Annotated in this window: 17 protein-coding genes and 1 pseudogene; 14 read left to right on the top strand and 4 right to left on the bottom strand. The window is 64.3% G+C overall.

Annotated elements, in window-relative coordinates; all coding sequences use genetic code 11:
- Nucleotides 1–96: 96 nt before the first annotated feature.
- Nucleotides 97–1,866 carry an acyl-CoA dehydrogenase C-terminal domain-containing protein gene (locus WF331_RS23125; RefSeq protein WP_284360916.1) on the top strand — a complete coding sequence of 590 codons (1,770 nt, stop codon included), beginning with the start codon at nt 97–99 and terminating at the stop codon, nt 1,864–1,866.
- 368 nt (nt 1,867–2,234) lie between these two features.
- Complete coding sequence (locus WF331_RS23130; RefSeq protein ID WP_174370070.1) at nt 2,235–3,242, top strand: FecR family protein; 1,008 nt, start codon at nt 2,235–2,237, stop codon at nt 3,240–3,242.
- Between the two features lie 11 nt (nt 3,243–3,253).
- On the opposite strand, the gene WF331_RS23135 is transcribed toward WF331_RS23130, so the two are convergent.
- Nucleotides 3,254–4,573, bottom strand: a complete 1,320-nt coding sequence (locus tag WF331_RS23135) for a Na+/H+ antiporter family protein (protein ID WP_156859414.1) — start codon at nt 4,571–4,573, stop codon at nt 3,254–3,256.
- 541 nt (nt 4,574–5,114) lie between these two features.
- Here WF331_RS23135 and WF331_RS29385 point away from each other — a divergent pair.
- The 8 genes and pseudogenes from WF331_RS29385 to WF331_RS23170 form a co-directional block, all read left to right on the top strand.
- Nucleotides 5,115–6,080 (top strand): annotated as a pseudogene (locus WF331_RS29385) (PDC sensor domain-containing protein); the annotation flags it as partial.
- 102 nt (nt 6,081–6,182) lie between these two features.
- Nucleotides 6,183–6,938, top strand: a complete 756-nt coding sequence (locus WF331_RS29390) for a methyl-accepting chemotaxis protein (protein WP_370453613.1) — start codon at nt 6,183–6,185, stop codon at nt 6,936–6,938.
- Nucleotides 6,939–7,035: 97 nt separating this feature from the next.
- Nucleotides 7,036–8,052 carry an ABC transporter substrate-binding protein gene (locus WF331_RS23145; RefSeq protein WP_174370069.1) on the top strand — a complete coding sequence of 339 codons (1,017 nt, stop codon included), beginning with the start codon at nt 7,036–7,038 and terminating at the stop codon, nt 8,050–8,052.
- Nucleotides 8,049–8,897 (top strand): ABC transporter permease, encoded by an 849-nt coding sequence (locus tag WF331_RS23150; RefSeq protein ID WP_016499352.1) that lies wholly within the window; start codon nt 8,049–8,051, stop codon nt 8,895–8,897. Before WF331_RS23145 ends, WF331_RS23150 begins: the two co-directional genes overlap by 4 nt.
- 158 nt (nt 8,898–9,055) lie before the next feature.
- A complete protein-coding gene (locus WF331_RS23155) occupies nt 9,056–9,919 on the top strand; it encodes a LysR family transcriptional regulator (protein ID WP_340623328.1) in 864 nt (287 codons plus the stop codon).
- 153 nt (nt 9,920–10,072) lie between these two features.
- Nucleotides 10,073–10,990: an AEC family transporter gene (locus WF331_RS23160; protein WP_016499350.1), complete on the top strand. Its 918-nt coding sequence runs from the start codon at nt 10,073–10,075 to the stop codon at nt 10,988–10,990.
- A 33-nt stretch (nt 10,991–11,023) separates the two neighbouring features.
- Entirely contained in the window at nt 11,024–11,635 is a 612-nt protein-coding gene (locus WF331_RS23165) for a cell wall hydrolase (protein WP_016499349.1), read from the top strand.
- Between the two features lie 206 nt (nt 11,636–11,841).
- Nucleotides 11,842–12,693: a CAP domain-containing protein gene (locus WF331_RS23170; RefSeq protein ID WP_016499348.1), complete on the top strand. Its 852-nt coding sequence runs from the start codon at nt 11,842–11,844 to the stop codon at nt 12,691–12,693.
- Between the two features lie 13 nt (nt 12,694–12,706).
- Here the strand turns inward: WF331_RS23170 and WF331_RS23175 are convergent, their stop codons facing one another.
- The gene (locus tag WF331_RS23175) at nt 12,707–13,681 is read right to left on the bottom strand and encodes a GlxA family transcriptional regulator (protein WP_049272821.1); all 975 of its coding nucleotides are present in this window, start codon (nt 13,679–13,681) and stop codon (nt 12,707–12,709) included.
- Nucleotides 13,682–13,784: 103 nt separating this feature from the next.
- Here WF331_RS23175 and WF331_RS23180 point away from each other — a divergent pair, with 103 nt between their 5' ends.
- On the top strand, nt 13,785–14,396 hold the full coding sequence (locus WF331_RS23180) for a LysE family translocator (protein ID WP_284360892.1): 612 nt from the start codon (nt 13,785–13,787) through the stop codon (nt 14,394–14,396).
- Between the two features lie 43 nt (nt 14,397–14,439).
- Here WF331_RS23180 and WF331_RS23185 read toward each other — a convergent pair whose 3' ends face one another.
- A complete protein-coding gene (locus WF331_RS23185; RefSeq protein ID WP_340623329.1) occupies nt 14,440–15,639 on the bottom strand; it encodes an MFS transporter in 1,200 nt (399 codons plus the stop codon).
- A 105-nt stretch (nt 15,640–15,744) separates the two neighbouring features.
- On the bottom strand, nt 15,745–16,650 hold the full coding sequence (locus WF331_RS23190; protein ID WP_340623330.1) for a LysR family transcriptional regulator: 906 nt from the start codon (nt 16,648–16,650) through the stop codon (nt 15,745–15,747).
- A gap of 116 nt (nt 16,651–16,766) precedes the next feature.
- Here WF331_RS23190 and WF331_RS23195 point away from each other — a divergent pair, with 116 nt between their 5' ends.
- The 3 genes from WF331_RS23195 to WF331_RS23205 all read left to right on the top strand — a co-directional run bounded on the left by WF331_RS23195 (nt 16,767) and on the right by WF331_RS23205 (nt 21,132).
- Nucleotides 16,767–17,117 (top strand): hypothetical protein, encoded by a 351-nt coding sequence (locus WF331_RS23195; RefSeq protein ID WP_016499343.1) that lies wholly within the window; start codon nt 16,767–16,769, stop codon nt 17,115–17,117.
- A gap of 219 nt (nt 17,118–17,336) precedes the next feature.
- Entirely contained in the window at nt 17,337–19,754 is a 2,418-nt protein-coding gene (locus WF331_RS23200; RefSeq protein WP_016499342.1) for a glucose/quinate/shikimate family membrane-bound PQQ-dependent dehydrogenase, read from the top strand.
- Between the two features lie 109 nt (nt 19,755–19,863).
- On the top strand, nt 19,864–21,132 hold the full coding sequence (locus WF331_RS23205) for a carbohydrate porin (protein WP_340623331.1): 1,269 nt from the start codon (nt 19,864–19,866) through the stop codon (nt 21,130–21,132).
- The last annotated feature ends 7 nt before the right edge of the window (nt 21,133–21,139 follow it).

Here is a 21,139-nt window from a genome sequence, read left to right on the forward strand (position 1 = left end):
GACCCAGCAAGCCTCAAGCCCTGTGAAGTACCTGTGGGAGCTGGCTTGCCGGCGATGAGGCCCGCCCAGCCACTCTCACTCTTCCAAGAGCACACGATGACAACCTATACCGCCCCCCTGCGCGACATGCGCTTCGTCCTGCATGACGTGTTCAACGCCCCGGCCCTGTGGGCCCGCCTGCCCGCCATGGCCGAGCGCATCGATGCCGACACCGCCGACGCGATCCTGGAAGAAGCAGCCAAAGTCACTGGCCAGCTGATCGCCCCGCTCAGCCGTAACGGCGACGAGCAAGGTGTGCGCTTCGACGCCGGCCAGGTCACCACGCCAGACGGTTTTCGCGAAGCCTGGCAGACCTACCGCGAAGGCGGCTGGGTCGGCCTGGGCGGCAACCCGGCATTTGGCGGCATGGGCATGCCGAAAATGCTAGGGGTGCTGTTCGAAGAAATGCTCTACGCCGCCGACTGCAGCTTCAGCCTGTATTCGGCGTTGAGCGCCGGCAGTTGCCTGGCAATCGATGCCCACGCCAGCGAAACGCTCAAGGCAACTTACTTGCCGCCTCTGTACGAAGGCCGCTGGGCCGGCACCATGTGCCTGACCGAGCCTCACGCCGGCACCGACCTGGGGCTGATCCGCAGCCGCGCCGCCCCCCAGGCCGACGGCAGCTATCGCATCAGCGGCAGCAAGATTTTCATCACCGGCGGCGAGCAGGACCTGACCGAGAACATCATCCACCTGGTGCTGGCAAAGCTGCCGGATGCGCCCGCCGGCGCCAAAGGCATCTCGCTGTTCCTTGTGCCGAAATACCGGGTCGAGGCCGATGGCCGACTGGGCGCGCGCAATGCCGCCCACTGCGGCTCGATCGAGCACAAGATGGGCATCAAGGCTTCGGCCACCTGCGTGATGAACTTCGACGATGCCGAGGGTTACCTGGTGGGCGAGCCGAACAAGGGCCTGGCGGCCATGTTCACCATGATGAACTACGAGCGCCTGTCCATCGGCATCCAGGGCATCGGTTGTGCCGAAGCGTCCTACCAGAGCGCCGCCCGGTACGCCAACGAGCGCCTGCAAAGCCGCGCCGCCACTGGCCCACAGGCGCAGGACAAGGCTGCCGACCCGATCATCCACCACGGTGATGTACGGCGCATGCTGCTGACCATGCGCACCCTCACCGAAGGTGGCCGGGCGTTTGCCGCCTATGTCGGCCAGCAACTGGACCTGGCGCGTTACGCCGAAGACGCCGGTGAACGTGAGCACGCCCAGCGCCTGGTGGCACTTCTGACCCCGGTGGCCAAGGCCTTCTTCACCGACAACGGCCTGGAAAGCTGCGTGCTCGGCCAGCAGGTATACGGTGGCCATGGTTACATCCGCGAATGGGGGCAGGAGCAGCGGGTGCGCGATGTGCGCATTGCGCAAATCTATGAAGGTACCAACGGTATCCAGGCGCTCGACCTGCTGGGGCGCAAGGTACTGGGGGACGGTGGCCAGGCACTGGCCAGCTTCGCCGCCGAAGTACGTGCTTTCAGTGTGGATGCACCGCTGCACCGCGAGGCCTTGCAGGCGAGCCTGGCGCGGCTGGAGGCTACCAGCGCCTGGCTGCGGGCACGGGCAGGCGAGGATGCCAACCTGGTCAGTGCGGTGGCGGTGGAGTACCTGCAGCTGTTCGGGCTGACGGCGTATGCCTACATGTGGGCGCGGATGGCGGCAGTGGCCTTGGCCAGGCGTGAGGAAGATGACGCGTTTCATGGGGCCAAGCTTGCATGTGCGGCGTTCTTCTTCCAGCGTGTGCTGCCGCGTGGTCTGGGACTGGAAGCCAGCATCAGGGCGGGCAGCGGCAGCCTTTATGGGCTGGAGGCGGCGCAGTTCTGAACTGCCTGCGCATTATCTGTGGGAGCGGGCATGCCCGCGAAGCAGACCACGCGGTGCATGGCACGGGCTTCGCCCGTGTTCGCGGGGCAAGCCCGCTCCCACAGTGATCGCGCAAGCATTGTGATTTCGTACAAGCCAGCTGCCCCACAAGAGGTACGCGATTACAAGTGGGAGCAGCCTTGTGTCGCGATGGGCTGCAAGGCAGCGCCAGGGATTTCAGCCTCGATTGCCGCCCGCGAAGGGTTCTCAAACGCTGAAAAACCGTTGCAAATCTGACGAAAAACAGTCACAACTGATAGTCATTCGCCATTACGTCGGTTCTCGGGAGCCCTCCAGCAAGGGTAGAATACGCAAAATCCGGAGCCGCAATGAATCACGACCGCCTCAACACCAGCCCTGACGATGCAATCACCGACGCCGCCGCGCACTGGTGCATGCGCCTGCACGCCGATGATTGCACGGCGTCCGAGCGCGAGGCGTTTGCCCGCTGGCTGGCGGCGGACCCGCGGCATGCCGAGGAGTACCAGGCAATGCTGGAGATCTGGCAAACGGCCGACCTGTTGCCACGCAACGCCACCGTCGTCGACTTCAACCCACCCACCCGTCAACCTGCCCGCCCTCGCAACTGGCGCCCGCTGGCATCTGCTGCCGCCATCGCCCTGGCCGTGCTGCCGCTGGCCGGCTGGCTGGGCTGGGAACAAGGCTGGCTGCCCAACCACTACCAGCATTTCGAAGCCGGCGACCGCATGCAGACCGTGGAGTTGAGCGACGGCAGCACCGTACAGCTCAACCTCCACACAGAGCTGACCTACCTCAACTACAAGGACCAGCGCCAGGTCACGCTCAAGCGCGGCGAGGCGTTCTTCAAGGTGCAGCACGACAGCAGCCACCCGTTCATCGTGCATGCAGGCCGTGGCCAGACCCGCGTCACTGGCACGCAATTCAACGTGTGGAAATACCAGGACCAGGTCAAGGTCACTCTGGTGGAAGGCTCGGTGCTGGTGTCCAGCGACGGCACCAGCGGTGGCTATCGTCTGGGCCCTGGGATGCAGGCCAGTTATCACAAGGGCGACTTCGAGCCGCAGCTTGAACAGAGCGACGACTACGGCAACAGCCTGGCTTGGCGCAGCGGCAAGCTGGTGCTCGACAACCTGAGCCTGGAGCAGGCGCTGCCGGTGATCAACCGCTACCTCGACGCGCCGCTCCAGCTGGCAGATGCCAGCACCGGCCGCATTCGCATCAGTGGTATCTACAACACCCGTGAGGTCGCGCGCCTGGTCAACAACCTGCCCAAGGTGCTGCCGATCTACCTCACCCGCAGCAAGGACGGCAGCACCGTGCTCAACCGCATCTCGCCGCCGCCCGACAAGGGCTGACCCCTCGCCCCTTACAGCGTCATCGCCGCCACCCACCCAAACGCCAGCAATGGCAGGTTGTAGTGGATGAAGGTCGGTACCACGGTGTCCCAGATATGGTGGTGCTGGCCATCCACGTTCAGGCCCGAGGTCGGCCCCAAAGTCGAGTCCGAGGCCGGCGAGCCTGCGTCCCCCAAGGCACCGGCAGTACCGACGATGCAAACGGTGGCCAGCGGGTCGAAGCCCAGCTGCACGCACAGTGGCACAAAGATCGCGGCCAGGATCGGCACGGTGGAGAACGACGAGCCGATGCCCATGGTCACCAGCAAGCCCACCAGCAGCATCAGCAAGGCACCGATGCCCTTGCTGTGCTCGATCCACTGGGCCGAGGCTTCCACCAGGCTCTTCACCTCACCGGTTGCCTTCATCACGTCGGCAAAGCCCGAGGCGGCAATCATGATGAAGCCGATCATGGCCATCATCTTCATGCCCTCGGTGAAGAGGCCGTCGGTGTCCTTCCACTTGACGATGCCGGACAGCGAGAAAATCAGGAAGCCGACCATGGCACCGATGATCATCGAGTCCAGCAACAACTGGACGATGAACGCTGCGGCAATTGCAAGCCCCGCCACCAGCAGCGTCAGCGGGTTGTACTGCACGCTCACCTGCTCCACCTGCTCGATGCGCGCCAGGTCGTAGTCACGCTTCTTGCGGTAGCTGATGAACACTGCCAGCAGCAGGCCGACCAACATCCCCGCAGCTGGTATGGCCATGGCGTGGGTGACGTTGACACCGCTCACGTCGACACCGGCACGGGCAACGTTGGCCAGCAGGATTTCGTTGAGGAAAATGTTGCCGAAGCCCACCGGCAGGAACATGTACGGGGTGATCAGGCCGAAGGTGATCACGCAGGCGATCAGGCGGCGGTCGATGCGCAGGCGGGTCAATACATACAGCAACGGCGGGACCAGAAGCGGAATGAAGGCAATGTGGATGGGCAGGATGTTCTGCGACGACACCGCCACCACCAACATCAGGCCGATCATCAGCCATTTGACCTTGCCGCCATTGGCATGGCCCTGGCGATCGATCATGGCCAGTGCACGGTCAGCCAAGGCATGAGCCAGGCCGGACTTGGCAATGGCCACCGCAAAAGCGCCCAGTAGCGCATAGGACAAGGCAACCGTGGCGCCACCGCCCAGGCCACCGTTGAACGCCTTGAGCGTGCCTTCGATGCCCAGGCCGCCCACCAGCCCACCGACCAGGGCACCGATGATCAGGGCGATGACCACATGCACGCGGGACAGGCTGAGTATCAGCATGATGCCGACCGCGGCGATCACTGCATTCATGGTTGGCTTACCTCATTACGGCAGAAAAAAGCGCGCACTCTGAAGCAGTGGGCGGCAGATGTCAAAAGCGCCATGTTGCGGCGGATTTCACAGAAGGCCGGATTTAAATTGAATGTTTGAATAAAGAAAAAAATGAAAGGGCCGATAAGCTGTTGGGCTCCCCGCCCAACCCAGCCCCAAAGCCATAACCCTTAGTGCCCAAAAAAAGGGATCCGCCCCCATGCCTTTGCGCCAACTTTCCATCCAGTGGAAGATCACCCTGCTCGCCGGCCTTTGCCTGGCTGGCATCGTCACCTTGCTTGTCGGCCTCTCGTTGTACCGGATGGACCATAGCTCGGACCTGGTCAAGGCCAGCAGCATGCAGATGCTGACCGAGGCGGCGCAATCACGCATCGAGTCGCAGGGTGAAGTGCAAGCGCTGAACATCCGTCGCCAGTTCATGGACGCCTACCAGTACGGCGCCGGCTTCGCCCGCCAGGTGCTGTTCCTGCGCGAACAGGCAGAAAAGCGCTACCTCGACGCGTTTGACCTGCGCGAAGACATGACCCGCCAGGTGCGTACCGCACTGCAGGCCAACCCCGACCTGCTCGGCCTGTCGCTGGTGTTCGAGCCCAACGCGCTGGACACCAAGGACAGCCTGTTCGCCGGCAAGGCAGAGCTGGGCAGCAACGAAACCGGGCGCTTTGCCCTGTACTGGTCGCAGCCGCGCGCCGGCCAGCTGACCGCCATGGCGCTGCCTGAACACGACATGGCCAACACCGAGATCGGCCCCAGCGGCCAGCCGGCCAACACCTGGTGGGTGTGCCCGCGTACGACCGGCAAGATGTGTGTGGTAGAGCCCTATTTCTATGACATCGATGGCCAGCAGGTGCTGATGACCAGCATCGTCTTCCCGCTGGCGGTCAACGGCAAGATCATTGCCACCCTCTCCATCGACATTAACCTCAACAGCCTGCAGGCCCTGAGCCAAGAGGCCAGCCGCAGCCTGTACGAGGGCCGCACCACGGTCGGTATCCTCAGCCCGGTCGGCCTGCTGGCCGGCTACAGCGCCGATGCCAGCAAGCTGGCCCAGCGCTTCGACCAAGTGGACTCGGCCAAGGGCGCCGAGCTGGTACGCAAGCTGGCCGATGGCAAGATGACCATCCTGCACGACCAGCAGCGTCTGAAGGTGCTGGCCGCGTTCCGGCCGATCCCCGACGCGCAACCCTGGGGCGTGCTGCTGGATGTGCCGGAAAATGCCCTGACCGGGCCTGCCGAAACACTGAAGCAGGAACTGGACGCGCTGAACACCAGTGGTACCCTGCTGGAGCTGGGCCTGGGCCTGGCGGCAGCCATTGCCGGCCTGCTGATGGTGTGGCTGATGGCCCGCGGCGTTACCCGGCCAATCCTCGGCGTGGCCGCCATGCTCAAGGACATTGCCAGCGGCGAAGGCGACCTGACCCGCCGCCTGACCTACCAGAAGCAGGACGAGCTGGGTGAACTGGCCGGCTGGTTCAACCGCTTCCTCGACAAGTTGCAGCCGACCATCGCCGAGGTGAAACGCTCGGTGCAGGCTGCACGAGGCACCGCCGACCAGTCCTCGGCAATTGCCACGCAAACCAGCGCCGGCATGGAGCAGCAATACCGCCAGGTCGACCAGGTGGCCACGGCCTCGCACGAAATGAGCGCTACGGCCCAGGACGTGGCGCGCAGTGCTTCGCAAGCCGCCCAGGCCGCCCGTGATGCCGACCAGGCCACCCGCGAAGGCCTGGCAGTCATCGACCGCACCACCCAAAGCATTGATGCCCTGGCCGCCGACATGAGCAACGCCATGGCCGAAGTCGAAGGCCTGGCGCAGAACAGCGAAAAGATCGGTTCGGTGCTGGAAGTGATCCGCTCGATTGCCGAACAGACCAACCTGCTGGCGCTCAACGCCGCCATCGAGGCAGCCCGCGCGGGTGAAGCCGGCCGTGGCTTTGCAGTGGTTGCCGATGAAGTACGCAACCTGGCCCGACGCACCCAGGAGTCGGTAGAAGAAACCCGCCAGGTGATCGAGGCCTTGCAGGACGGCACCCGCGAAGTGGTCGGTGCCATGGACAACAGCCACCGTCAGGCCCAGGGCGGTGTCGAACAGGTTGGCCAGGCCGTGACTGCGTTGCAGCGTATCGGCCAGGCGGTGACGGTGATCACCGACATGAACCTGCAGATCGCCTCGGCCGCCGAAGAGCAAAGCGCGGTGGCCGAAGAGATCAACAGCAACGTGGCAACTATCCGCGATGTCACCGAATCGCTGTCGGGGCAGGCCAACGAGTCGGCGCGAGTCAGCCAGTCCCTGAACAGCCTGGCCAACCAGCAGCAGGCGCTGATGGACCAGTTCCGCGTCTGAGGCAAACGGGGCCGCCCCGCGCGGCCCCGAGCCCCGCCAACAGCTCGTCGTCTACACTTGCCCCCACCCCCAAGGCGCGGCAAACGACGAGGTCTGGATGAACAAGTTTTCAACGCTGCTGGCTGGCTTGATGCTGGCCTTAGGCCTGGCCAACACCCACAACGCTGTATCGGCAGAGCAACGCCCACCGATCCATTTCGGTGCCATCGGCTGGGAAAGCGGTGCCCTCACCACCGAAATCCTGCGGCTGATCGTGGAGCGCGGGTATGGCTACACCACCGATACCTTCCCCGGCAGTACCGTCAGCATGGAAGTGGCCCTGGCCAGCAACGACCTCCAGGTGATCGCCGAAGAGTGGGCCGGACGCAGCCCTGCCTGGGTCAAGGCCGAGCAGGCAGGCCAGGTATTCGCACTGGGCGACACGGTCAAGCATGCAGAAGAAGGTTGGTGGGTACCCGCGTACGTGATCGAAGGCGACGCTGCTCGCAAGTTGAAGCCTTTGGCGCCCGAACTGCGCAGCGTCGACGACCTCAAGCGCTACCCGCAGGTATTTCGCGACCCCGAGTCACCCGACAAGGGCCGTTTTCTGAACAGCCCCAGCGGCTGGACATCGGAAACGGTCAACAGCCAGAAACTCAAAGCGTATGGCCTGGATGAGCTGTATACCAACTTCCGCAGTGGCTCCGGTGCAGCGATGGATGCGGAAATCGGCTCGGCCATCCGCCGTGGCCAGCCGGTGCTGTTCTATTACTGGAACCCGACCCCGTTGATGGGGCGATACAAACTCATCCGCCTGCAAGAGCCAGCGTTCGATGCTGAGGCGTGGGCCACGCTGACCGATCCCGGGAACCCCAGCCCGAAGGGCAGTCGCTCACTCCCCGCGAAGTTGTCGATTGGTGTTTCGAAGGCCTTCCGTGATGGCTACCCGGACCTGGTCGCGGTGTTCGAGCAGGTCGACCTGCCGATCGATCGGCTCAACAAGGCGCTGGCCGTCATGAGCGAAAAGCGCACGCCACCGCGCGAGGCCGCCCTCACCTTCCTGCGTGACAACCCAGAGGTGTGGAAAGCCTGGCTGCCTGCCGAGGTTGCCACCAAGGTTGAGGGCAGCCTGTGAGCAACGGCTTTCCCCAAGCCCTGCAGTTTTCTTTCGCTGACAGCGTAAACAGGCTGGTCGACTGGCTGGTGCTGAATTACGGCGATCAGTTGCGCGCGGTTTCTGACCAGCTGCTGCAACTGCTGGTCGGCCTGGAGAACCTGCTGCGCCTGCTGCCCTGGTGGTTGCTGTTGCTACTGGTTGGCCTGCTTGCCTGGCACGCCAGCCGCAGCCTGCTGCGCAGCGCGGTGCTGGTAGCGCTGCTGGCCTTGATCGGGATGCTCGGGCTGTGGGACAAGCTGCTGCAAACCTTGGCCTTGGTGCTGGTGAGTACCGGCCTGTGCGTGCTGGTGGGCGTGCCGCTGGGCATACTACTGGCTTCCCGGCCACTGGCGAGGCGGCTGCTGTTACCGGTACTGGATGTGATGCAGACGCTGCCGGCCTTCGTTTACCTGATCCCGGTGCTGATGCTGTTTGGCCTGGGCAAGGTACCCGCCGTGTTCGCCACGCTGATCTACGCCCTGCCGCCACTGGTACGGTTGACCGAACTGGGCCTGAGCCAGATCGACCCTTCGTTGCTGCAGGCCGCACACGGCCTGGGGGCAACCCGCTGGCAGCGGCTGCGGCGCATTGCCCTGCCGCTGGCGCTGCCAAGCATCATGGCCGGGCTCAACCAGTCGGTAATGATGGCCTTGTCGATGGTGGTGGTGGCATCGATGATCGGTGCCCGCGGGTTGGGTGAGGATGTGCTGGCGGGGATCCAGACCTTGAATGTCGGCCAAGGGGTGGAGGCCGGGCTGGCGATCGTCGCCCTGGCCATGGTGATCGACCGGATCAGCCAGGCGTATGGGCGTATTGAGCGCTGAACAATGTGGCCTGTACCGGCCCTATCGCCGGCAAGCCAGCTTTCACAGGGTCACCACAATGGCCGCTGCCGGTGGAGTACCTGTGGGAGCTGGCTTGCCGGCGATAGGGCCGGGCCTGACAATACCGCCCTGTCAGCTTGTAACCGGACCTCCTCCGCATGTCTATCAAAGCCTTGCGCACCCTGGTAACCATCGCCCGCCACGGCACCTTTGCGCGTGCCGCCGACCTGCTCAGCCTCACCCCTTCGGCGGTGAGCCTGCACATCAAGACCCTTGAAGACGAGTTGCAGGCCCCCCTGTTCGACCGCAGCCGCAGGCAGGTGGTGCTGACCGAAGCAGGCCAGTTGGCGGTGGCCCGCGCCGAGAGCATCCTGGCTGCCTACGACGAACTGGCCGACGCTGTGGCCAGCGGCCCGAGCCTGCGCGGCCGCCTGCGCCTGGGGGCGATCCATACCGTGCTGGCGCGGCGCTTGCCCAAGGCGCTGGTATGGATCAAGGCCAACCACCCACAGTTGCACATCAGCGTGGCCTCGGGCATGTCGGCGGAGCTGGCACGCCGCGTGGAGGACGGTGAGCTGGACGCAGCAATCACCACTGAGCCGGTCAGCCCATACCCACAAAGCCTGGATTTCACACCGCTGTTCGAGGACCGCTTCTGGGCCATCGCCAGCCCAGAACTGGCCGGGTACAGCGTACCGCAGCTGCTCGCCAGTCAACCGTTCCTGCGCTTCGACAAGCGTGCCTGGGCCGGGCGGCAGATCGAGCAGGAACTGCGCCGCCAGCATTTGCAAGTGAGCGAACAGATGGAACTGGACAGCCAGGAAGCGTTGGCAAGCATGGCCGTCATGGGCCTGGGTGTCGCGATCATCCCCATGGCAGACGACGACCTGAAACGCCTGCCGCCGGCCATCTGCCTGCCGTTTGGCCAACCGCAACTGACCCGCCGTGTGGTGTTGCTGGAGCATGAGAAAAGCCAACGGCGGCATTTGAGCGCGGTGTTGAAGACTGCGCTTGAGGCGTAGTTGCAATTAGTGACTGTCCTGGCGGGATCTCTGTGGGAGCGCGTAATGCCTGAACCATGCATTTTTTCTCAACAGTCAGTGCAGAAAACAACGTTTTTACAGATCAGTCCTCAGCAGTAGTCTGTGCGCGTACCCGACCACGGAACGTCGACCATGCTTCACTTGCTGCTGACCACCCTGCTACCGATCATCCTGCTGATTACCCTGGGTACTTTCCTGCGCCTGCGCGGCTTTCTGGCCGAGAGTTTCTGGCCCGGCGCCGAGCGCCTGAGCTACTACGTACTGCTACCTTCGCTGTTCCTGCACGGCCTGGCCACGGCCAACCTCGATGGCGTACCGGTGATGGGCATGGTCGGCGTGCTGATGCTCTCCACCCTGGCCGGCGCCGTGCTGCTGGTGCTGTACCAGGGCGCAATCAACCACGATGGCGCTGACTTCACCTCGGTCTTCCAGGGCGGTATCCGCTTCAACAACTACATCGGCGCTACCCTGGCCGCCGGCCTCTACGGCAGCGCCGGGATTGCCCTTGCTGCAGTGGCCAATGCCGCCATCGTGCCCTTGGTCAACCTGCTCTGCGTGCTGGTGTTCGCGCGTTTCAGCGCCCGCCACAGCTCACCGGCCACGGTGCTGCGGGCAATCTTCGCCAACCCGTTGATCGTCGGCTGTGCCGGCGGCCTGCTGCTGCGGGTAACGGGGCTGGGCTTGCCGCCGGGCATCGAACCCACGGTCAAGGCGCTGGGCCAGGCCGCCCTGCCAATGGGCCTGCTATGTGTGGGCGCAGCGCTAGGTGGGGCCAGCCTGGGCCAGCAGGTGCGGCCGCTGATGGCGGCGTCAGCATTCAAGTTCCTGATCATGCCCTTGACCACCTGGGGCCTGTGCCGCGTGCTGGGCCTGAGTGGCCAGGCAGCCGTGGTGGCGGTGCTGTTCCAGGCCCTGCCCACTGCGTCGTCCTCCTATGTAATGGCCAGGCAAATGGGTGGCAACGCCCCGCTGATGGCCACCATCATTGCGCTGCAGACCGTAGCGGCCGCCGCCACCCTGCCTTTGGTGTTAATGCTTACGCTTGGCTAGACTGGCAATCAGCCCCCACTCGGATGCCTCGCCATGCGCCCTGTCTGGATAGTGATCGGCTTGACCTCGGCCCTCCTCGCAGGCCCCTTGCACGCAGCCGACACGGCCAAGGCCGCAGTGGCCGAAGACAAGGCCGAAGTACTGGAAAAAAAGGTGGTCAACGACGCCCCGCCGCCAAAAAAAACAGAAAAACTGACCTCAAGCGAAACGCAAGCAGTCGACCCGGCCGGCCAGGCGCCCCTGGACGACAGCATCACCTGCCTGGCCCGCACCATCTACTGGGAAGCCAAGGGCGCCGATGCCGAAGACATGTCGGCGGTGGCCAGCGTGGTGCTCAACCGCCTTGGGCATGATGGTTTCCCCGACACCATCTGCGGCGTGGTCAAGCAGGGCGTCGAGACCAAGGCCTGCCAGTTTTCCTGGTGGTGCGACGGGCGCCCGGACCAGGTCGAGGAAGCGAAACGCTACGATGTGGCCAAGGAGATTGCCCGCAAGGCGCTCAACCAGCAATTGAAAGACCCCACCGGCGGCGCGCTGTACTTCCACGATCGCACGGTCCACCCCGACTGGGCCAAGGCCTACCGCAAGACTGCGCAGACCACGCACTTCCTGTTCTACAAGCCGCACCCGGCGTTGGCCCGTTGATACCGAAACAGCTGAAACCGCCAGCTCGATACGAATGATTAGCAACTCATCGCACTTTTCCAGCGACCAGTGGTCTACTCCCTCTTTTGCCGCCAGCAACGATTGCCGGCGTTTTCATTGCTTTGCACCCGCTAGGGCCAAAAGCCCCCAGCTTGTGTAGGATGAGCAGCGCATACCACGACGCTGCCAGTCATAGGGAGATCCACATGCGCGTCCTGTCATCCGTTGCCGCCTTGTCGCTGGGCCTGGTCGTCTCGACCGGAGCACTGGCTGTCACCGGCGAAGAGGCGCAGCTGATCGATTCGATCAATGTCTACCGCAGCAAGGCCCAGCCCTGCGGTGGCGAAGCGTCGCTGGAGCTGCCACCGCTCAACAGCGACACCCGCCTGGCACTGTCGCCAGAGGGCACCCGTGACTTGCAGCAGGCCATGACCCGCGCTGCCTACCCTATGGTCAACGTGCAGGCCATCAGCCTGTCGGGGCCACGCGATGCGCGCGCGGCCATGCATGCCATCGAGGAAAGCTTCTGCCAAGTGGTGCTAGACCCGCAGTTCGTCGATATCGGCGTCAGCCAGGAGGGCCGCGACTGGCGCATCGTGCTGGCCCGGCCGCTGCTCAGCGGCCGCCTGGGCGACTGGCAAGCCGAGGGGCAAAAGGTATTGCAAGAGATCAACGCTGCCCGCAAGGTGCCGCGCCAATGCGGCGGCCAGCCGTACGCCGCAGCCCCCGCCCTGAGCTGGAGCACGGTACTGGCCGGGGCCGCCGCCAACCACACGCGGGCCATGGCCAACCAGAACTTCTTCGACCACATCGACAAGGATGGCCGCACCCCCGGCGACCGGGCGGAGCTGGCTGGCTACCTGTACCAGCAAGTCGGTGAAAACATCGCCGCCGGGCGTGACACCGCGCACAAGGTGGTTGATGGCTGGCTGGAGAGCCCGGGGCATTGCGCCACGTTGATGAACCCGGATTTCCGTGAGCTGGGTGCCGCCTATGCCGTGGACCCGAAGAGTGACGCAGGGATTTACTGGACGGGGTTATTCGGGACGCCGCAGTAACTTTGCAGCGGCTTCAGGTTGGGGGGTTGCCTGCCCGCAACTCAAGGGCTGAACAACCAAACCGCCGCCGCACACATTTACCCAGGTAGCTGGCATCGCCCAGCCCCACCTCATCGGCAATCTGCGCCAGGCTGTGGCTTGAGTTGAGCAAGCGCCAGCGGGCCTGCTGCAAGCGCATTTCCAGCCACCAGGCCTTGGCGCTCATGCCGTGGCTGGCGTGGAACTGCCGGTCCAGCTGGCGCCGGCTGATGCCCAGTTCAGCGGCCAGTTGCTCGACCGCCAGCGGGGTGCCCAGGTGGTGACGCATCAGGGCCTGTGCCCGCTGCACCTGGCGCCCCTGGCCGGCGCCCAGTTCCAGCGAACGCAAGGCATGGCGGCTGTCGCGGGTTTCGTCCACCAGCATGTCGGCGAGCCCTTTGAGCGCCCGGCTCCGCCCACAGGCTTGTGACAGCAGCGCCACCGCCAGGTCGATGGCCGCCGTGCCGCCAGCACAGGTGATACGGTTTGCGTCGATGCAATACAGTTGATCGCGCAGCACCTGCAACTGTGGGAACGCGGCGCGAAACTCGGCCTCGTGACGCCAGTGCACGACCACCTTGTGCCCCCGTAACAACCCGCACGCGGCCAACAGGAATGCGCCATTGTCGACCCCCACCAGCTTGACCCCGGCTTTGCCGGCCTGCCTGAGCAAGGTTTGGTAGCGCGGCGCCAACGCAGCTGTAGCCATGGCATTGCGGCCGCCGAACACCACCAGGTAGTCGAAACTGGCCAGTTCCAGCTGGCCGGCCACCGCCTCGACCTGCACCACTGCACCGCTGCTCGACGGTACCGGGTCGAGCGTGAGCCCGGCCACAATCCAGCTGCAATACCGCTGCTGGCTGTAGTCTTCGTCGTCGGCGCTGAAACGCAATTTGTCGAGAAAGCCGCCGAATGGCAGCAGGGCGAAATCCGGTAACGGCAAGATCAGCAGGCGGATATCAGGCAACATGGCATTGCGTCCAGAAACGACTATTCAATGTCCAGATCATACCCTTGCTGACTGGGCACCGCGCCCTAGACTGGCACCCTTCAAATCAACAAGGCGTTGCACCATGGCACTCGACACCTGGCTTATCTACCTGCTGGCCAGCATCGGCCTGTCGCTGACACCAGGCCCCAACAGCCTGCTGGCCCTGACCCACGGCGCCCTGTATGGCGCCCGTCGTACGTTGTTCACCATTGTTGGCGGCGTGTTTGGCTTCAGCGCGCTTATCGGCCTGACCATGTTTGGCCTCAGCGCGTTGCTGCAAACCTCGGCTTCGGTGTTGAGCGTGCTCAAGTGGGTAGGCGGCGCTTACCTGATCTGGCTGGGTATCCAGCTGTGGCGCAGCCCGGGCCTGCATCTGGAATTGACCGAGCGCAGTGCACGGCTCGGCAATGCGGGTTTGTTCCGCCAAGGCTTGTTGTCGGCCATGGCCAACCCCAAAGTGCTGCTGTTCTATGGTGCCTTCCTGCCGCAATTCATCGACCCGCAACGCGGGCTGATGCTGCAGTTCGTAGTGATGGCGGCGACCTTTGCCAGTGTGGAGTTTCTGGTCGAGTATGTGCTGGCCCGCCTGGCGTTTCGCATCCGGCCGTGGCTGGCCAAGGGTGGCAAAGGTTTCAATCGCTGCTGCGGCAGCCTGTTTGCCTTGATTGGCGTGGCGCTGCCGCTTGGCCGATAGCACCTGGACAGATATGCACGGTCTTTGCAGGAGCGCATACCGGTCAGGATCGGGAAGCTTTGGCCATAAAAGCGATCAACGCCAGGCCAGGCAACCCTGCCCCCACCAGCGCCACACCTTGCCAGCCAAACTGGCTGAACAGCGCACTGGCCACTGCCGACCCCAGCGCCCCACCCAGGAAGGTGCTGGTCATGTACACCGCGTTCAGCCGCCCGCGGCTGGCCGGGTCCAGTGCATACACTTCGCGCTGGCCGATGACCATGTTCATCTGCACCGCAAAGTCCAGCAGCACGCCGGTCAGGCCCAGGCCGATCACGCTGTAGCCCGGCGTCGTCAAGCCCAGCAACAAGGCCGCCGGGGCCAGCAGCAGCGCCAGCAGCGAGCCGGCCCGTGCATGCCCGGCATCTGCCAGGCGGCCAGCCAAGGGCGCGGCAACGGCGCCCACCGCGCCCACCAGGGCGAACACGGCGATCTGGCTTTGCGACAGGCCGTGCTCACCCGCCAGCGCCATGGGCACCGCCGTCCAGTAAAGGCTGAACGCTGCGAACATCAGCGCCTGGTACAACGAGCGCTGGCGCAGCAGCGGATAGCGGCGCAACAGTGTGAGCAACGACAGCATCAACCCGGCATAGCTGGCCTTGTGTTCAGGCCGCCGCTGCGGCAGGGTCAGCGCCAGTAGCAGGATGATCGCCAGCATCACCCCGGCAGCGCCAATGAACACTGCGCGCCAGCCGAAGTGGTCGGCCACCAGGCTGGACAACGGCCGCGCCAGCAGGATCCCAAGCAGCAACCCGCCCATGATGTTACCCACCACCCGGCCACGCTGCTGCTCCGGCGCCAGGTGCGCCGCGAGCGGAATGAGCATCTGCACCGCCACCGAACTGAACCCGATCAATAGCGCATAGCCCAGGAACAACTGGCCCTGGCCGCTGCTGCTGGTCCCTGCCAGCAGCAGGCTGACACACGCCAGCACTGCGGTTGCGACCATCAAGCGGCGGTTCTCCAGCAGGTCAGCCAGCGGCACCAGCAACAGCAGGCCCAGGGCATAACCCAGCTGGGTGAGTGAAACGATCAGGCTGGCATGCTCGGTGGACAGCCCCAGGTCCGGGGCGATCAAACCGACGATGGGCTGGGCGTAGTAGATGTTGGCCACGATCGCGCCGCAGCAGAACGCCAGCAGCACGACCAGTGCCCGGCTCAGGCCGATTGCTGCAGGTTGCGCGGCGGCAAGGGAGGGATTCATGCGAGGTTCCTCGACAAGGGGTGGAATATGCCGGCTACCTTAACCAGGCGCGTCAATGCCGGGAATCCAACCCTGGCGCAACGCGCCTTTGCGCACAGCGCAACGCTAGCCGTGCCGGCCTAACAAACCTTCGCAAAAATCGATAAACGCATTCACCCGCCGCGAACCACGGTGGTTGGGCAGGTACAGGGCGTTGATGCTGTCATTGGCCATGCCAGGGCTGGCTCGCCAATCTGGGAACACCCGCAGCAGGCGCCCGGCCAGCACATCCTCGCGCACCAGCCAGTCGGCCAGCAGCGCGATGCCAGTGCCCGCCAGTGCGGCTTCGCGCAACATGTCGGCATTGGCACTGCGCAGCGGCCCGCTTCCGTTCAACTCCAGGCTTTCCTGGCCAAGCACCAGTCGCCAGGGGCGCGCTTTCTGCCCGTAGCGAAAACGCAGGCAGGCGTGCTCCAGCAACTGCCGGGGGTGCTGCAACGTATCTCGCCCGGCCAGGTAAGCCGGGCTGGCCACCAGCCAACGCTCGAAGCAGCCGAGCTGGCGACACACCAATTCGTCATTGGCCGACGGGTCGCCCAGGCGAATCGACAGGTCATAGCGCCCGTCCAGCAGGTCATCCAGGCGGTCGCTGAGGTCGATGTCCAGCTCCAGCGCCGGGTGCCGTGCCAGAAGCGGCCCCAGATGCGGGGCGATGACCCGCCTGCCGAACTCCACCGGCAGGCACAGGCGCAACACGCCGACAGGCTCCTCGCCACGGTCGGCAACACTGGCATCGGCCTCATCCAGCGCCTCGAAAATGCCCCGCGCACGCTCATAGTAACGGGCGCCGGCTTCGGTCAGGCTGACCTGGCGAGTCGAGCGGTTGAGCAACGTGGTGCCCAGCGCCGTTTCCAGCGCATCAACCAGGCGCGTTACCGACGAAGTGGCCAGCCCAAGCCTGCGCGCAGCGGCAGAAAAGCCCTGAGCATCGACAGTGGCCACGAACATCTTCATCGCCTGGAGTTTGTCCATTTGCTGCCCGTCATCCAAATCTCGGAAAGGTCTTACAAACAGCCGGGCGGGTCAAGAAGCGCGCTGCAGGGTATTTGCGTCCATAGTGGCAACACACCTTCAAAGCGAGGCTTTCCATGACACCGAATAACCTGCTGACTGCCCTGCCTCCCTGCGACCCCACCAGTGCCGAACGTGTCGACGAGCTGCTCAGCCGCCCTGGCGTGCGTGTGGAACGTATTGTCTCCAGCGGCCAGGCCAGCCCGCCCGGTTTCTGGTACGACCAGGCCGAAGGCGAGTGGATCGTGCTGCTCAGCGGTGCTGCGGGCCTGCGTTTCGAGCACGAGCACCACACCCGCTTGCTGGCGCCGGGCGATTGCCTGGACATCCCGCCCCACTCCCGCCACCGCGTGGAGTGGACCGCCCCCGGCACAGCCACCATCTGGCTGGCAGTGTTCTACACCAGCTCCACCCCGTGGCCAGCGTGATACCTGGCCATTTTTTACCCGACCAAAGTATGAATGCATATTACACAACGCGCATGAACACCCCATTTAATGCATTTTTAAACGCCTGATCTACACTTTTAGCCACACCATCGCACGATCAGCCCTGCGACAATCAGCCTCATAAAATTATGTACCAACTTGTTAATTAGCAAGCTAAGGGCTTAGACTGCGCGCATTCCACCTGCTGAGATCCCTGGCATGAACGAAACACCGCGCGCTTCTGGCGCCACAAACATCATCCTGATCGGCCTGGGCGTGATCATCGCCCTGCTCGGCCTCCTCCTGGCTGCTGGCGGCATCAAGCTGGCCGGCCTGGGCGGTTCCTTGTACTTCCTGATCGGCGGCCTGGCCATGGCCATCGCCGGTGTCCTCATCGCCCGCCGCAAGAAGGCCGGCGCATGGCTGTACGCAGCGTTCCTGATCGGTACCGCGATCTGGGCGCTGATCGACACCGGCCTGGTGTTCTGGCCACTGTTCTCGCGCCTGTTCATGTTTGCTGCGATCGGCATGGTCGTGGCGCTGGTCTACCCGCTGCTGGCCCGCGCCAACGGCGCCAGTGCCGGCCGTGGTGCCTACGGTGTTGCCGGGGTGATGGCCATTGCACTGGTGATCGCCGCCGGCAACATGTTCGTCGCCCACCCAAGCGTCGCCCCTACCGGCAAAGGCCCGGGCATGACCCCGGTCGAGGCTGGCAAAGAGCAGAAGGACTGGGCCCACTACGGCAACACCGAAGGTGGCAGCCGCTTCGCCGCGCTGGACCAGATCAACCGCGACAACGTCAACAAGCTGAAAGTCGCCTGGACCTATCACACCGGTGACGTGGCCATCAGCGACGGCAATGGTGCCGAGGACCAGCTGACCCCGTTGCAGATCGGCAACAAGGTGTTCATCTGCACCCCGCACAACAACCTGATCGCCCTCGATGCCGATACCGGCAAAGAGCTGTGGAAAAACGAAATCAACGCCCAGTCCAAGGTCTGGCAGCGTTGCCGTGGCATGGCCTATTTCGACGCCACTGCAGCCATCGCCCAGCCGACCCAGCCGAACAGCTCGCCGGTCGCCGGCGGTAGCGTGCCGGCCGGTGCCAACTGCCAGCGTCGTCTGCTGACCAACACCATCGATGGCCGCCTGATTGCCGTCGACGCCGACAACGGCGAGTTCTGCCAGGGCTTCGGCAACAACGGCCAGGTCAACCTGATGACCGGCCTGGGCAATGTGCCGGACTCCTATTACCAGCTCTCCTCCGCACCACTGATGGCCGGTACCACCGTGGTGGTCGGCGGCCGTGTCGCCGACAACGTCCAGACCGACATGCCAGGCGGCGTGATCCGTGGTTTCGACGTGGTCACCGGTGAAATGCGCTGGGCCTTCGACCCGGGCAACCCGGAAGACCGCCAGGCACCGCAGGGCGACAGCACCTACGTGCGCAGCACCCCGAACAGCTGGGCACCGATGTCCTACGACCCGGCAATGAACACCGTGTTCCTGCCGATGGGTTCGTCGTCCACCGACATCTACGGTGTAGAGCGCAGCAAGCTGGACCACACCTACGGCGCTTCGGTGCTGGCCCTGGACGCCACCACCGGCAACCAGAAGTGGGTGTTCCAGACCGTGCACAACGACCTGTGGGACTTCGACCTGCCGATGCAGCCGAGCCTGATCGACTTTACCAAGGACGACGGCCAGTCGGTTCCTGCGGTGGTGATCGGCACCAAGGCCGGGCAGATCTACGTGCTCGACCGCGCCACCGGCAAGCCGCTGACCCAGGTCGACGAAGTACCGGTCAAGCCAAGCAACATCCCGAACGAGCCGTACTCCCCAACCCAGCCGAAGTCGGTGGGCATGCCGCAAATCGGCGCGCAAACCCTGACCGAGTCGGACATGTGGGGCGCCACCCCGTATGACCAGCTGCTGTGCCGCATCGACTTCAAGAAAATGCGCTACGACGGCCTGTACACCGCGCCGGGCACCGACCTGTCGCTGAGCTTCCCGGGTTCGCTGGGCGGCATGAACTGGGGCAGCATTTCCACCGACCCGGTTCATGGTTTCATCTTCGTCAACGACATGCGCCTGGGCCTGTGGATCCAGATGATTCCGTCGCAGAACAAAGGTGGTGCATCTTCCGGCGGCGAAGCGCTGAACACCGGCATGGGCGCAGTACCGCTCAAGGGCACGCCGTATGCGGTGAACAAGAACCGCTTCCTGTCGGTAGCCGGCATCCCGTGCCAGGCACCACCGTTCGGCACCCTGACCGCCATCGACATGAAGACCCGCCAGGTGGCCTGGCAAGTACCGGTGGGCACCGTTGAAGACACCGGCCCGCTCGGTATCCGCATGCACCTGCCGATCAAGATCGGCCTGCCAACCCTGGGCGGCACCCTGTCGACCCAAGGCGGCCTGGTGTTCATCGCAGGCACCCAGGACTTCTACCTGCGCGCCTACGACAGCAGCAACGGTAACGAAATCTGGAAGGCTCGCCTGCCAGTGGGCAGCCAGGGCGGCCCGATGACCTATGTTTCGCCGAAGACCGGCAAGCAGTACGTGGTCGTCACTGCTGGCGGCGCCCGCCAGTCGACTGACCGCGGCGACTACGTGATTTCTTACGCCTTGCCGTAAGAGCGCGTCGCCCCCTTCGCGGGTGAACCCGCTCCCACAAGGTCAGCACTGGCCATGCGGGCGCGGGTTCATCCGTGAATGGCCCTGAATAACAACCCGAGACACAGCAATGCCATCCGCAATTCGCATTACCCCTACCCTGCTGCTGGCCCTGGCCAGCACCACTGCCCTGGCCGACGGCGACCTGATGACCCGCAGCACCCTCACCGGTGACTGGGGCGGCCTGCGTCACCAGCTTGAAGACGACGGCGTGAAGTTCACCGGCGACTACAGCGGCGAAACCGCCTACAACGCCCACGGCGGCCTGCACCGCTCGGCGCGCTATTCGCAGAACCTGAAGCTGGGCGTGCAGTTCGACCTGTCGAAACTGTACGACCTGGACAACGGCGGCAAGGTCCAGCTGACCATCAACGACCGCCGTGGTAACAGTGCCTCGGAAGACTTGGTAGGCAACCGCCTGCCGATCCAGGAAAACTTCGGTGGCCTGTACACCCGCCTGACCGAGCTGAGCTACGAGCGCACCCTGTTCACCCCGGCGCTCAACGTCAAGCTGGGCTACATGGCCATGGGTAACGACCTGGGCGGCCTGGACAGCGGCATCCTGTGCAACTTCATGAACGCCGGCTTCTGCGGCCACCCGCTGAACATGTCCGGTGGCAGCGGCTGGACCAACTACCCCAACGCTCACCTGGGCGTGCGGGTGAAGTACGACCTGTCGCCTGCCTGGCAATTGCGCGTGGCGGCGTTCAACGTCGACCCCGAGAGCAATGGCAACTCCAGCCGCGCCTGGCACCTGGGCCCCAAGCACACCACCGGCACCGTGGTACCGGTGGAGCTGGTGTACAAGCTGCAGGGTGAACTGCCCGGCGAGTACAAGCTGGGCTACTACTACGACAGCTCCGACGTGAAACGCATCGGCAGCGATGACGAAGTATCCGGCCGTGGCGGCCACTACCTGCTGATCGACCAGGCCGTGTGGAACGACCAAAGCTCGCCAGGCCGCAGCCTGCATGCCTTCGGCCAGTACTCGGCATCCAGCAAGGCCGCCTCGCCGTTCACCAAGTGGTATGTCGCCGGCGTGGTGCTGTACAAGCCGTTCGAAGGCCGCCCGAAAGATACGGTGGCGCTGGGTTACGGCCGTGCCGTGCCTAACCCGCGTAGCCGCGATGTGCTGGAAGACGCCGCCTTCAACGCTGGCCAGCAGTTCCCCGACATCGACAGCGCCGAGCAGTTGATCGAACTGAGCTATGGCTACCAGGCGACGCCATGGTTGAACCTGCGCCCGGATGTGCAGTACATCATCGAGCCGGGGGCGTTCTCGGGGAAGAAGATCGACAACGCGTTGGTGGTTGGCCTGCAGGTCAAAGCCAGCTTCTAACCTGAAG

It is taken from the genome of Pseudomonas sp. YNh (assembly GCF_037993085.1).
Lineage (GTDB): Bacteria > Pseudomonadota > Gammaproteobacteria > Pseudomonadales > Pseudomonadaceae > Aquipseudomonas > Aquipseudomonas putida.

What these genes read in the sequence shown, in the direction of transcription:
- WF331_RS23125 (WP_284360916.1), top strand. Translation starts at nt 97, where the DNA reads ATGACAACCTATACCGCCCCCCTGCGCGACATGCGCTTCGTCCTGCAT.
- WF331_RS23130 (WP_174370070.1), top strand. Translation starts at nt 2,235, where the DNA reads ATGAATCACGACCGCCTCAACACCAGCCCTGACGATGCAATCACCGAC.
- WF331_RS23135 (WP_156859414.1), bottom strand. Translation starts at nt 4,573, where the DNA reads ATGAATGCAGTGATCGCCGCGGTCGGCATCATGCTGATACTCAGCCTG.
- WF331_RS29390 (WP_370453613.1), top strand. Translation starts at nt 6,183, where the DNA reads ATGGAGCAGCAATACCGCCAGGTCGACCAGGTGGCCACGGCCTCGCAC.
- WF331_RS23145 (WP_174370069.1), top strand. Translation starts at nt 7,036, where the DNA reads ATGAACAAGTTTTCAACGCTGCTGGCTGGCTTGATGCTGGCCTTAGGC.
- WF331_RS23155 (WP_340623328.1), top strand. Translation starts at nt 9,056, where the DNA reads ATGTCTATCAAAGCCTTGCGCACCCTGGTAACCATCGCCCGCCACGGC.
- WF331_RS23160 (WP_016499350.1), top strand. Translation starts at nt 10,073, where the DNA reads ATGCTTCACTTGCTGCTGACCACCCTGCTACCGATCATCCTGCTGATT.
- WF331_RS23165 (WP_016499349.1), top strand. Translation starts at nt 11,024, where the DNA reads ATGCGCCCTGTCTGGATAGTGATCGGCTTGACCTCGGCCCTCCTCGCA.
- WF331_RS23170 (WP_016499348.1), top strand. Translation starts at nt 11,842, where the DNA reads ATGCGCGTCCTGTCATCCGTTGCCGCCTTGTCGCTGGGCCTGGTCGTC.
- WF331_RS23175 (WP_049272821.1), bottom strand. Translation starts at nt 13,681, where the DNA reads ATGTTGCCTGATATCCGCCTGCTGATCTTGCCGTTACCGGATTTCGCC.
- WF331_RS23180 (WP_284360892.1), top strand. Translation starts at nt 13,785, where the DNA reads ATGGCACTCGACACCTGGCTTATCTACCTGCTGGCCAGCATCGGCCTG.
- WF331_RS23185 (WP_340623329.1), bottom strand. Translation starts at nt 15,639, where the DNA reads ATGAATCCCTCCCTTGCCGCCGCGCAACCTGCAGCAATCGGCCTGAGC.
- WF331_RS23190 (WP_340623330.1), bottom strand. Translation starts at nt 16,650, where the DNA reads ATGGACAAACTCCAGGCGATGAAGATGTTCGTGGCCACTGTCGATGCT.
- WF331_RS23195 (WP_016499343.1), top strand. Translation starts at nt 16,767, where the DNA reads ATGACACCGAATAACCTGCTGACTGCCCTGCCTCCCTGCGACCCCACC.
- WF331_RS23200 (WP_016499342.1), top strand. Translation starts at nt 17,337, where the DNA reads ATGAACGAAACACCGCGCGCTTCTGGCGCCACAAACATCATCCTGATC.
- WF331_RS23205 (WP_340623331.1), top strand. Translation starts at nt 19,864, where the DNA reads ATGCCATCCGCAATTCGCATTACCCCTACCCTGCTGCTGGCCCTGGCC.